This is a genomic window from Flavobacterium sp. HSC-32F16, assembly GCF_024171645.1.
In the GTDB taxonomy this organism is placed as follows: domain Bacteria; phylum Bacteroidota; class Bacteroidia; order Flavobacteriales; family Flavobacteriaceae; genus Flavobacterium.
On sequence record NZ_JALKAC010000012.1, the window covers coordinates 145,518 to 158,973 of the forward strand.

At 35.7% G+C, this 13,456-nt stretch carries 9 protein-coding genes; 6 read left to right on the top strand and 3 right to left on the bottom strand.

Annotation, left to right across the window (positions count from 1 at the left end):
• Positions 1–184 precede the first annotated feature (184 nt).
• Positions 185–2,899 carry a S8 family serine peptidase gene (locus L1276_RS24140; protein ID WP_253792344.1) on the bottom strand — a complete coding sequence of 905 codons (2,715 nt, stop codon included), beginning with the start codon at positions 2,897–2,899 and terminating at the stop codon, positions 185–187.
• 528 nt (positions 2,900–3,427) lie between these two features.
• Between L1276_RS24140 and L1276_RS24145 the strand changes: the two genes are divergently transcribed.
• From L1276_RS24145 to egtB, 5 genes are all read left to right on the top strand, one after another.
• Positions 3,428–4,258: a M57 family metalloprotease gene (locus L1276_RS24145; protein ID WP_253792346.1), complete on the top strand. Its 831-nt coding sequence runs from the start codon at positions 3,428–3,430 to the stop codon at positions 4,256–4,258.
• Positions 4,259–4,504: 246 nt separating this feature from the next.
• Positions 4,505–4,957 (top strand): hypothetical protein, encoded by a 453-nt coding sequence (locus L1276_RS24150; protein WP_253792348.1) that lies wholly within the window; start codon positions 4,505–4,507, stop codon positions 4,955–4,957.
• Between the two features lie 45 nt (positions 4,958–5,002).
• A complete protein-coding gene (locus L1276_RS24155; protein ID WP_253792350.1) occupies positions 5,003–5,557 on the top strand; it encodes a hypothetical protein in 555 nt (184 codons plus the stop codon).
• Between the two features lie 653 nt (positions 5,558–6,210).
• Positions 6,211–7,203 (top strand): L-histidine N(alpha)-methyltransferase, encoded by a 993-nt coding sequence (locus L1276_RS24160; RefSeq protein ID WP_253792352.1) that lies wholly within the window; start codon positions 6,211–6,213, stop codon positions 7,201–7,203.
• 10 nt (positions 7,204–7,213) lie between these two features.
• Positions 7,214–8,392 carry an ergothioneine biosynthesis protein EgtB gene (gene egtB / locus L1276_RS24165; protein ID WP_253792354.1) on the top strand — a complete coding sequence of 393 codons (1,179 nt, stop codon included), beginning with the start codon at positions 7,214–7,216 and terminating at the stop codon, positions 8,390–8,392.
• Positions 8,393–8,537: 145 nt separating this feature from the next.
• Here egtB and L1276_RS24170 read toward each other — a convergent pair whose 3' ends face one another.
• Together L1276_RS24170 and L1276_RS24175 are read right to left on the bottom strand one after the other, a co-directional pair.
• Positions 8,538–8,843: a hypothetical protein gene (locus L1276_RS24170; RefSeq protein ID WP_253792356.1), complete on the bottom strand. Its 306-nt coding sequence runs from the start codon at positions 8,841–8,843 to the stop codon at positions 8,538–8,540.
• A 937-nt stretch (positions 8,844–9,780) separates the two neighbouring features.
• Complete coding sequence (locus tag L1276_RS24175; protein ID WP_253792358.1) at positions 9,781–10,884, bottom strand: hypothetical protein; 1,104 nt, start codon at positions 10,882–10,884, stop codon at positions 9,781–9,783.
• A gap of 136 nt (positions 10,885–11,020) precedes the next feature.
• Here L1276_RS24175 and L1276_RS24180 point away from each other — a divergent pair, with 136 nt between their 5' ends.
• Complete coding sequence (locus L1276_RS24180) at positions 11,021–13,423, top strand: TonB-dependent receptor domain-containing protein (protein WP_253792360.1); 2,403 nt, start codon at positions 11,021–11,023, stop codon at positions 13,421–13,423.
• Positions 13,424–13,456: the final 33 nt, after the last annotated feature.

The window sequence follows — 13,456 nt, forward strand, 5'->3', positions numbered from 1 at the left end:
TTAGCATATCTGTCAGAATTACTGTAATTGTTCAAAAAACATGAGAAAATTTTTTGAAGAAAAAAATATTGTTCAATCAGCATAACAGTACATCACCAATCAAGCAATGCAAAAATACTTATCCATTTTTGTTTATTTTTTATAGTAACGGGATCATTATGATTCTTCCGAATTCATAAAATGTTTAAAAAACAGCAATTTTTCCTGTCTGCACTGCGCCAGAACTTGTAATGATTTTGTAGATATAAATTCCTGCGGCAGGATTTTTTAGATTAATGTGATTGGTTATGGAACTTAAGGGGGAAGTAATTGTATTTTGTCCGCTCATAGTGTAGAGATAAAAAACAGCGTTCTGCTCTTTTTGAGCTTCAATACTTAATTCTTCATTTTTGCTCAATAATGTAGGATGGATAAAAAACAAATTACTGCCCGAATAATTGGCATCAAGAATTGGAGAACTTACTACATTATTATTATCTAAAATTAAATTTATTTTATATTGATTACTGCCCTTAGCCGGCTCGGTATCTAAAAAGAAGAATGTTTTTGAATTGATTTCATTTATTGTGCTGACAATACTCTGGACATTGTTAATTATTTTTAACAGCTCAATTCTTTTGATATTGTGCAAGCTGAAAAGACTGGCGTCAATCTTCACTTTATTTTCCTGATAAACTTCGGCAAAAGCCAGCTCAAAATAACAATTTGAGTTTTGAGCATACTGTAAAGTGGACTCACTTTTTATTCCTTCGCTGTTATCAAACAATGGGGTAACTGTATAAATCTTTCCATCTGTATAAGTATAACCGGCGCTTGTTGTTTGTTCTTTAAATTCAAAATAATCTCCGTTCAGCTGATAGATATTAAAAGAAGCAGCATCGGCGGGTTTATCCCAATTAACTTCTGTTGTGCCGTCACAAACCAAGCTGGTACGGATATTTAAATCATAAGAAATAATAAAGGTATCAGAGATATATTCAGCATCATCGATGGTCATTTTTAATTTTGCTTTTGAAAGTCTTTTTTCAGAAGGAGTATAGGTAAATTGTCCAGAATCCAGATTGACGCCGTCTGCTATAATTTCCCAAGTTTGTCCATTATTATAGCTGATAGACAATTCTGCGGATTTACCCGAAAAAGAAGAATCCCATTTGAAAGGTGAAATCGTTTTACCATCATAGGGGAAATTATCATTTATAACGGGGTAATTCCATTGAAATTGATTCTTTAATTCATATTCATAAGCGATGCTGTAAGGCTGAGAAGTATTCGAAACATATGAACCCATGATATGGATTGTGCAGGATCCTGATATGGGATTCTCAATAGTTACCTGCTCTATATTGTTAAGTTGGTCTTTTCCCCTCAACGCCTGCTGATCAGGAGCATTGGGGTTAAGTATCCACGGTAAAAAAGCAGTATTGTCAGCCATAATAACTTCCAGGTCTAAATCGTTTACCAAACTGATATTACTGTTGATTGCAGCGGGCAGATCGTTCCAGACTAAGGTGATTTTTAAGTTTTTTGCATTTTCCGGAACATTGATAGTGTGAGCCTCAGTCTGGCCAGAGGTCAAGCTGCCGGATAGGATTCTGTTTTCGCTGATGGTTTTTAAGGATTTATAAGCATTTATATTGCCGTAACCATAGGTAAAATCAGGACCAGGACTACCTAGATCTTTGGCACTGTTAATCAAAATGGCTTTTGTCATGGCATTAGTCAGCGGTCTGTTGTTTATGTTTTTATAATGTTGTTTCATCAGCGTAATAATTCCTGCGGCCAATGCTGTGGAATTTGAAGTTCCCTGTGTACTGAACGCTGCCAGCTCCGGTTTTATCCGTCCGTCATAAGCCGGACCTTTTGAAGAAAAAGGCATAATTACTTCGTTTTGATCAACACAGCCCAATACAATACTGTTTTTGGACTGCTTGAAATTACCAGTAATAGATTTATAACCCTGAAGCCCTGTATTTCCAGAAGAGAAACAATGGGTCAAATCTGAGTTTAAGAACAATTGATTGTCATAAGTATTAGCAAGCGAACCATAGAAATTCTCAATTACTGTACCGTAGGAATGATTTGCAGTGGAAGCTCCTTGTAGAGTTTCGATTGCATCAGGATAAATATTCATAAAATCAGATGATAGGAGCCTTGACTTTGGGGCGACACCTTTTCCTAATAAAGAACTATTGCCTAAACCGCCGATTATAGTAGCCATAGCCGTAGCATGGCTGGATATAACAGCAGATTGTGTTGCAGAAGGAATGTGTTTATTTAAAAGATCAATATCATTTACATCAAAAAAATCATCTTTGATTACCGCAGTTTGATCCTCACCCCTTAAAAGAGGAAAAGCCGCTTGGGCTTTATTGATATAATTAATGCTAAAATTTTGATCCGTTATTTTAGATTCAGCCCGTGGCAGAAGTGATTCCTGCGAAATAGAAGATACACTGCTTAGGGGGATTACCTGATCCATAATTTTTTTGGAATCGCTCTTTATCATTACAAAATGGTTATCGAGTATTTTGATGTCAGAAATGTTTACTGATCTCAAGTCAGCAATTATCCCTTGTAGAGAATCCGAGGCCAGTATATACGTTTTATCCTCTTTATGATTTGAAAAATTAGACGGCAGTTTCCATAAATTATTAGCCGGGAGCATCTTTTCGATAGACTTGTTAAATACAGCACTTTGATTTTCAATAATACAAAATGTACTGTCGAGTTTTTTTACAATTTTATAATGGTTGTGATGTGCATTTTCTAAAGAAGTAAAATAATATTTTTCAAGTTTTATTTCGTTTTCCTTTTTTATGTATTGCTTCCATTGCTCAGGTCTTTGAGAGAAACTGATTGTGCTTATCATAAGAATGAAAAAAGTAATTGTGCTTTTCATGTACTGTAGGTTTAAAGCGTCCGCAGGTTTTTTAGCACCTCTTAATTTTGATTGGGCAAAAGGGAATTTTTACAGCTAATAATTTTCGATATGAACTAGTAATCTGCTGCAAGTGAACCAAAGTTATTAAAATATTTGTAAAAATTTTATTATTTTTTTTCTTGTTAACCATCTATATCTGTTTAAATACTATTCTCTTGCAAGAGTGTAACTATATTTTTGAATCGTAATCAGATTTACAAATAAGTTTTTAACCTCTGCAGAACAAAATAAAATTTTAATAGACTCTTTTTTTAGTAACGTATTGATTTACATTTTACTGTAAATTAAAGGGCTGTGACCAATTTTAAGAGAATTAGGGTTAAAAATCAGCATAACAATAATATAACAAAAAGTGTTAATTTTGTTAAATATTAATTTTATAAGTATTTTAAGATTAAAATTTATATAAATTTGATAATAAATATTACAATATTTTGTAAAAGAACCCCCGTCTATCAATTTATTTAACAAACTAAAGAAATTATTATGAAAAAAATTAAATCAATCCTGATTATGTCATTTACGGCATTACTGCTGTTATCTTGTAATAAAGAAGATGAGGCTGTGGTATCAGGCCAAGAGTCTCTTAAAGTAACACCAGAGGTGTTAAATAAACTTAAATCACTTTCCTTAAACACTTCAGATGTTCAGGTGATTCAGAATACTAATTTAGAGGGTGTCGTTGAAGATGCATTCCTGGTAGAGGGTGATATTATCATCACTCAGGATCAATTAAACAAAATGGATCTTCACGGAGGTATTACTACAGAACAATACCGTACTACAAATTTAGTGTCGGCTCCAAGAACTATTAGAGTAGTTGGATTATCAGGCACTGGTACGACAGCTCTGACTACCAATATGCGTAATGGACTGCAGGCAGCCATAAACAGATACAATAATTTAGGATTATCTATCAACTTTACATTAACCTTCAGCTCAAGTACTTCTGGTGCAAATATTGTGGTGCGGAGACAAACCGGTTCTGCCGGCGGAGTAGCCGGTTTCCCTACTGGAGGAAATCCATATAATTCAGTTACTTTATATTCCGGATTGGATTCTTATTCAACAAATGTAAATGCACACGTAGCAGCCCATGAAATAGGACATTGTATTGGCCTGCGACACACAGACTGGTTCAGCCGTCAAAGCTGCGGGCAGAATTCAAACGAAGGAACTGCAGGTGTTGGAGCAATTCTTATCCCGGGAACCCCATCAGGATATGATGCTACTTCTTATATGAGGGCATGTTTCAGTTCAAGCGAGACCGGAGCTTTCAATGCTAATGATGTTACAGCGCTGAACTATTTATACTAAAAGCTGTTTTAGGGGTCTCTTACAAGATAGGAGAGGCTGTTTCATAATTTATGAAACAGCCTTTTTTTATTGGATATATTTGCTAAATGGCTTTATTATAGTGATAAGACAGTAGAGAAGTGTATGGAAACTCGATTTCAATATGACAAAACAAGTAAATCTACGTGTTACTTTTTAAAGGGATTAGAATAACTTTGAATATGAAAAATATAAAAGACTAAGATTTACATAAAAACCAAGGAAATTATGATAAGAAATCTATTTTATTCGGTCGCCGGATTAACGTTAATGATCTGCCTTATTTCCTGCCAAGGACCGGGAAAATCTGAACGGATCCTGCTGTCAAATAAGGTAATTACGCTTCCAGAAGGCTGGAAGGACAAGTTCAAAGATGCGCAGAAAAGCGAGATATCCGATACCATTGGAACCGCAGAGTCATACGTACAGGTGGAGGCCAGCATAATTACTAGCGGCGATTCGCATTTCATCTCGCAGGCTTCTTTATATAGTGTAGGTACTGGCAGCACTGAGATCAAGGCATCATTCAATGGCATGCCTCTGAACAGAGGTGATAAGCAGAAGATTTCGATGTTCCTGACTGGCAATGTGTTCTTCTACACCGACAAAGGGTTTTCAAAGAAGATGACCGGACGCTCCTTTATTATTAATTCTAACGGTTCAATTGAAAAGAAGCCATAGAAACTGCTGTAAAGAATAATCAAAAAAAATAAACCTTACATTTAAATGAACATAAATATTAAAATCAGCATAATATCTTTTTTTTTAGCTCTCGTAAGTTGCAATACTTCAAATAAAGAAAAAGAATTGGAAATTAGGGAAAAAGAATTATTACTAAAAGAAAAAGAATTGTCTATAAAAGAAAATCAAATTAGCAGGCCTAAAATATCAACAAATGATGCTGTAAGACTTGCAGAAAAACAATTCAAAAATTATTTACCAAAAATTTTGAAATCCCATGATGCGATACTTGATGGTCAAGAATCATATACAGGAGATTTTACAGGCGACGGCATTGAAGATGTTGTAATCTATTTTTCTCTTGTTCCAAGAGATGGAGGAAATGCAATTGTTGGACAGGGTTTAACCCTATATCAGAATAATGGATATGATGTTAAGGTTATTGGAGGATATGATCCCGATACACTATTTAGATTTGATAAAATCAGTAACGGTAATATTTATGTTGAAAAATTAGAATACGCAGAAAACGACGGTCATTGCTGTCCTTCAATAATAACGGAGCATAGACTTACAATTTCAGGAAGTAAGGTCTACTAATTTTGAATAGAATACTTCAAAAATGGCTGCATTTACTATCCCGATTAATTAAACATCGTAAGAATTAAAAGTTTTTGTTTTCGAAGTGGTTTAAATCATGGATATGAGATTTAAAACTCTAATCGGTTTAAATGGAATCAATGTCAGCAGAAAATAAAAAAGATGAGCCGTAAAGCTCATCTTTTTTTTATTAGTTAGTTTTTAGGCTTTATTGAATTATTTTTTAGTATGATTTTGGACAGTAATGAAAAGTGATAAAAAGCATAGTGTATAGTATAAATCCCTTTTTATTTATTGAAAATTTTTGATCTTTTTTTACTTCTAAGCTTAATTTAACAGATCTTGTCCATACCAGGTTTCTTCTTTTCCAAATATAGTTGCGCTGCGATTCTCCCGCATATTTTAGATTGGTGTATTATTTGAAAATCCCGTTCGTTTTTTATTGCAGAAATAGGCATCAAGTTCATTTTTTGTGATCCGTTTGAAATGCCGATATGTTGTGTTTAAAAGTAAAGTGTTTAGTTTTTTAAGTTAAGATTCTGTTTAATAGAGAGCTTTTTTCAGTATGATAAAACATACCTTTAGGTAAGCAGCTTTTTACATTTCACAGATGGTATACTGCCTGTATTAAATAAAACAAAAAATAAAAGACAATGAAATTATCAGATACAGTTGTAAGAGAAAAGATAAGAGTAGAACAGCAAAATGCCAAAACATTTCTTCACGATGTCATTAAAGGACTTAATCAATATCCCAAACAGCTGCAGTCAAAATATTTTTATGACCAGCGAGGAGACCGTCTTTTTCAGGAAATTATGGCCCTGCCGGATTACTATCTTACCCGATGTGAGATGGATATATTTGAAAACAAAACTGCAGAAATAGCCAGAGGAATCAGTGCAGACCAGACCCCTTTTGATCTCATCGAGTTAGGGGCGGGAGACGCATCTAAATCCATGCATGTGCTCCGATACCTCAAAAATCTGGACACGGATTTCAGATATATGCCTATCGATATATCGAGCAATATTCTTTCGATTCTGGATGATAAACTGAAAGAGAATATTTCAGGACTGGACATAGTATGTCTCGAAGGAGAATATTTTGAGATGCTGCACAAAGCGTCGCAGCTTTCCTTACGAAGAAAAGTAATCTTGTTTTTGGGAAGCAATATAGGAAATATGGAGATCGAAGAAGCGTACCGTTTCTGTTCTGAACTGCGCAATAATCTTAACAAGGATGATGTGGTTATGATTGGTTTTGACTTAAAAAAAGAACCCAATACCATATTGAATGCTTACAATGATAAAGATGGTGTTACGGCCTCTTTTAATCTTAATTTATTGGAACGTATAAATAAAGAGTTGCAGGCTGATTTTAATCTCGATAAATTTGAGCATTATGAAACGTATGATCCTCTTACCGGAGCCTGCAAAAGTTACCTGATCAGTCTGCAAGAGCAGAGCGTTTCAATTGGAGATCATGTATTTCATTTTGGAGAGAATGAACCTATTTATATGGAAGTTTCACAGAAATTTTCAATGGAGGATACCCGGAAAATGGCATTGCAGTCAGGATTTGAGCCTGTTTATAGTATTATGGACAGCAGGGGATGGTTTGTGGATGTCTTTTGGAAAGCAGTTTAAAATACTAATTATGAAAGAGACAGCAGTAAAAAAAGATACGCAGGATTTATTGGCGAGGTATAGAAAAATACGACAGCATTCAGAGACAATCTGCAGGCCTCTGCAAACAGAAGATTATGTAGTACAGCCTATAGTTGATGTTAGTCCGCCTAAATGGCATTTAGGACACACAACCTGGTTTTTTGAAACCTTTATTCTTAGTCCTCATTTTTCTGGATATAAGGTATTTAATACGCAGTATAATTTTGTTTTTAACAGCTACTATGAAAGTGTAGGAGCAAGGGTTGTGCGTACAGATCGCGGGAATTTAAGCCGTCCTTCGGTTTCAGATATCTATGCTTACCGAGCTTATGTAGATCAGCAGATGAAAGATTTTTTAGAAAAAGCAGTACTTTCAAAGCAGCTGTACGCTGTTTTGGAATTAGGATTAAATCACGAACAGCAGCATCAGGAGTTACTTCTCACGGATATTAAATATATTTTAGGACATAATCCCCTTTTCCCCGCTTACAGTAAACAGCAGAAGGTTGTTCTTTCTCAGGAAGATAAGGGCTATATTACACTATCTGAAGGTATTTATGAAATAGGATATAACGGCACCGGCTTTAGTTTTGATAACGAGTCAGGACGCCATAAAAAATATCTGGAAACTTTTGAAATTGCATCATCTCTTGTAACGAACTCAGAATACCTCGAATTCATAAAAGAAGGAGGGTATGAGAATTTTAGATATTGGCATTCGGAAGGCTGGGATTGGGTAAAGCAGCAAAAGGCCCAAGCTCCCTTATACTGGCATTTGATAGAAGGAAGTTGGAAGTATTACACTTTTGGAGGACTAACAGATATAGATCCGGAACAAGTAGTCTGTCATGTTAATTTTTATGAGGCATCTGCCTTTGCGGCATGGAAAGGCATGCGTCTGCCTTTGGAAGAAGAGTGGGAAGCGGCAAGTGGATTTTTTAATTGGGGAGAAAGATGGGAGTGGACTGCAAGCGCATATCTGCCCTATCCTCGATATACTAAAGAAGCAGGGGCAATTGGAGAATACAACGGCAAGTTTATGGTAAACCAGATGGTATTAAGAGGCGCTTCTATTGTTACTCCTAAAGGGCACAGCCGTACATCATATCGTAATTTTTTCCATCCAAGACATCAATGGCAGTTCTCAGGGATTCGTCTGGTGCGGTGATGTAATACTGACAGGAAAATTTCCTGCATAGGCAGTATCGTGAACAGAATAACAGCAGCAACCTGCTTGTCATAAAGCAGTTATTTTAAAAATGGAAACTGTTTTTTCTTTTTACAATGCAGCAAAAGTATTTTGAAGTCCCCTTTTAATAATAGGTGGACTCCAAGTACGGATCATAGATATCTGCATCCCACTGATTATCATTAAATTCATCCAAAAAATCATCCTCTGATTCAGGATCAATTATATTCTCGTCTTTGTGTTGGTCAAAAGCTGCATCGCACAAAAATTCGCAGTCAAAGTCTGGTTCATCATCATATTTACGATATAAATCTGTTAAGAGATTTGAATTGTGCATTTCAGATTGAATTGCTGCATCTGAAAAATGTACGTCAGACTGTGTAATGGATTGAGGAACTGATTCGATAACTGGGTTTGTTGATATTTTCATGATTAAATAATTGCTTGTTGTATAAATTTCTTAATTCAAAATTAAGAGACGCAGCAACTTTTTAAGTTATAGAATTCTGCCGTGAAGTTATATAATATCAAATCCACTCGAAAATTTTTATAAATGCTCTTTTAATATTGATAATTGTTATTTTTGAATTAAACATAAAAAGAAATAAACTTTCTAGATCAAAACAACTGCACAATTATGCTTCAAATAGACAAGAAACTTATTGAGGAAATAAAAAAGACTATATGGGTCTCCAGATTGTCCATACAGACAAAATATGGTTTTAAATAAATTTGAAACCTTGTTAAAAAACACAAGAAAAAGTAACCAGAAGGTATTATTAAATATAAGAAAATAAATATTTTTTTATAAGAATAATTATGTTGATACTTTATTCATTGATAAAATTAATATTATGATTAATAACCAATTTACTGATAAAGACAGTATTTTCTAGATTATATAGTTGGCTTATAAGAAGATATTTTCCATCTGACAAATTCTTACAAACAGCTGTCTCGAATATTTTTTAACTTTCAATCTACAAGTTTGAATCAACCAAACGCCACTTCAAAAACGAAGTAGCTTTTGATATTATGCGTCATTTGTAGCAAAAAACGAAATAATGTATCAGTTAGTATGTTTCCGCTGTGAAAGTCAAAAAACTAATTGAAAATCAATATACTATCTCCTCTCTGTATCGACTATTCCAATAATAAATTCCACAATTTGAAACTTAAATTATCTTCCCGTAATACTTTAATATGTACAGAGGCTAATCTTAAAACAAACAGGGAAGTGTAATAACACTTCCCTGTTAATCAGCATTTAAATAATTTATTAGTTTTAAGCTACAGCTATACTAAAAATGGATCGCCTCTGCAGAGTCTTAATACCTTGACCCCGTGTCAATAACTTTTAATATTTTTTATTCTTCCAGTTTGGACATATTTAGTGTTAAAGTTGTTAAGAACTCTAGTCCGGTAGTAGTTAACGCCTTAACAGTGATCTCATATGCACCTGCAGTAAGGGTAGTTTCCTTTTTCACAGTGATAGAGCCGGTTTTTTCATTTATTGAAAATGTGTCGTTACTATCAGTAAATGTCTGACCATCCTTTTTAATACCAGTTATGGCAAACGTTGATTTATAGGTTTCAGGAGATAGGTTAGGCGCAGCTGATACGTAACCGTTTGATAATGCAATATGAAGATTATTCAGTAGTATAGTAAGATCATATTCAGGATAATAGGTTCCAAAAAAGAATTTGATTTTTGGAATGAATATTACACGTAAAGTTGTAGATGCGACACGAAAGCCGTCTTTAAGAAGTACAGGGTTCACTTCATAAGCTTTTTCAAGTTTTTTGTTTGGATCACCGGCATTGGCTGCAAATTTTAGGAAGTTTGAACTTAGGGATACATCCGCTCCGATGGAAGATTGATTTTCTATTGCCCAGTTCATGTCTGCAGAAACATTATAAAGAGTTTCAAGCTCAAAAATAGCGGCATCACCATATATCACATATGCTGCTTGAATGTCAGTCTTGCTGTCTAGGCCTTTTACCGAAATCTTTGCAGGAGTAACCTTAAGGTCAATTGTCTGCTTACCCTGAAAGTTTTGGCCGTCAGAACTTACATTTACTGAAATTTTGTAAGTATCAGGTAATTTTATGTTACTGATGCCGGAAACCGAACTGTTTGCATATAACAGGCCGCTGTTAAGAATTATTTTGCCGGATTCTTTATTTATGGTTACTGCCTTGGCAAGTTTAACATTAAGAAATTCTGAAGCATTAACTTTTACATTTTCATTAAGACTGAAGTCTAAGGTTACCTGAAGATCTGATGCATTTAAGACATCTGAAGGCAGAGCGATTTCCTGCTGTTCGCCATAGACCATAGATAGAGATGAAGGAAGTTCAATTGCAATCTCTTTTTGCGGTGTTTCCTCATTATCACTGCTGCAAGCTGTCAACGACAAGAACAGAAGACCTGTGATTAGCAGTCCTGCGTAATTTTTTTGTTTTCTCATATTTAAAATTTTTGTCAAAAATATATTTAAAATAAATAAAACGCAACAATGTTGCGTTATTTTATCGCAATATAGTTGCGATAAATCTTTTAAACATTATATTTGCGCCCTTTATTCATATAAATTTAATGCGATCATGCCATTTATAACCCGCTCATTTTGTCTCCTTTTCTTTGCCTTTAAATTTGCATACTCGCAAAATATAAAACCTGCTGATAGTGTCAAAGTCAATGTACTGAAGGAGGTTACAATTAATAATATTAAAAAACCAGAGTTGTTTAATTCAAGAAAGATCTCGCGGAAAGAACTTTTAAAAAACCAGTCTGCAACGCTGGGAGAAACACTCAGCCGCGTTCCTGGAATTCAGAATTCCTATTTCGGACCTAATTCAGGAGCTGTGGTGATCAGAAGTCTCAGCGGTAACCGCGTAAAGGTATTAAGTAACGGAATGGGCATGAACGACCTTTCGGGCATCAGTCCAAACCTTAATCTGATTACAGATATGGATAACCTGCTGGGTATTGATATTCATATTAATGATGGAAATGTTCTTTTTGGAGGAAGGGCTATTGGAGGAGCAGTCAACCTTAAAGACAATACGGTGCCAAAAGAAAAGGCGCCGAAGACTCTTTCCGGCTTTGTAAGGGCTGAAGGAAGCACCAATCTGGGATACAAACAATCCTTCGACCTTAACGGCAATATTGGAAAGCGATGGGTGTGGCATGCAGGAGGGATGAACAGATGGAATGATGATATTAGAATACCGGGAAATACAAAAGCCCCAATAGCCTATGATCCGAAAATCGATGACCTGACCGCAGCTATGGCGCAGGTTAAAGTAGAGAAGCAGACAACGAGGAATCTAACATTATATCCCTATATAAGTCAGTTTGTACTGCAGAACATGAATGACCCTGCGTGGGATCTTACCGAGGCAGATTTATACACTTTTGAAGATAAATCATTTGTTAATGGAGCCTATGTGTCAAATCCAAAAAATAGTTTATTTATAGCAGGACAGCCCGCAGGAACACCACTTTCAACGACTACAGTAAAAAGTATAACGGATTATTCACCTGTTAAAAAGGGAGTTATGCCTAATAGTCATTCGAGGAGCTATGCCATAAATTTTGGCACTTCTTATGTTGGTGAAAAATTTAATTTTGGGGCCGGGTTTCGTAAAACGTACGGTTATTATGGTATTCCCGGGTTTGCACTGCGTAAGCTGCCGGGGCATACTCATACCCATGAAGATGGTTACAGCCATGAAGTTGAAGGGGAAAGTATTTACTTACCTATAAATACGCGATCAGAAAGCAATAGTATTTTAATGGAATCTGAGTACAGGCCCAAAAGTATGGGAATTGCAGCAGTGAGGGTAAATTACATGATGCAGTATTCTAAGGACAGTGAACTTATTGATGATTATCTTGCGAATAAATTTTCAGCGGCACGTCATATTGCAAGGCTGGAGATTGACCAGCAGCCACTTGAATTTTTAAACGGAATGTCCGGAGTAGATGTTTCTGTTGCAGCTATAGACGGCACTGGAGAACAGCGGTATCTTCCCAATAACAAAAGCCGTGAATATGGAATTTTTACCCTGCAGCAATTTGCGATAAATTTTTTAAAGTTAAATGCAGGTTATCGTAATGACCTTGTTCAAAGGCGGGCCATGCTCACACCGGGTTACACGCCAAGCAGGGGGCTGGGAGGAGGTAAACTCTCAGACCGGGATTTTCATCTCAATCAGTTTAGCACTTCAGTTCAGGCAGATATTATTAAATCAGGCTATCTGCGCGCTTCCTATACTCATTCAGAACGTGCTCCTGATGTTAACGAATTATACGCAGGGAATAATCATTTTGCTATTATTTTAGAAGAAAATGGTGATGACAGGTTAAACAAGGAAACGTCAAAGACGACCGAATTTGAGGCGGGATTTAACTATGCAGGGCTGAAACTTTCTCTTACACACTACCATACAATGCTCGATAACTATTTATATCTGGCACACACTGGGATTTCACGTTCAGGGGGCTTTTTGGTAAAGGAATGGCGCCAGTCGGATACTAAACTGAGTGGCTGGGAAGCAGAAATGGGATATAATAAGAAACTCTGTGAAAATCTGAATATTCAGCTGGGATCGTATTTCGACCTTGTCAAAAATATCAATGTTTCTGGGGATCATATGAGGGACTGGGCAGAGGGAGATTATATGCCCAATATGCCTGCCAGCAGGTTTGGATTTTCAGCAGGCCTAAGCTTTAAGAAATTTGAACTCAGCGCCACATTTGACCGCTATCTGGAACAGCGCTACCTTGGAAAAAACATTAATCCCGAACCGCCGATGCCCGCATATTCCCTGCTTGCTGCCAGACTGGCCTATAATATGATTTTTAAAGATTATAAAATAGAATATTTTGCTGGTGGAAGCAACCTGCTGAATGTTGAAGCCAGACCGCAGAATTCTCTTTTGAAGTATTTGGCACCGCTGCCTGGCATTAATATCTCTTTAGGACTAACGGTCAGCATATAAAAAAATCTTAATACAGAAACTAATAGTTTAGTT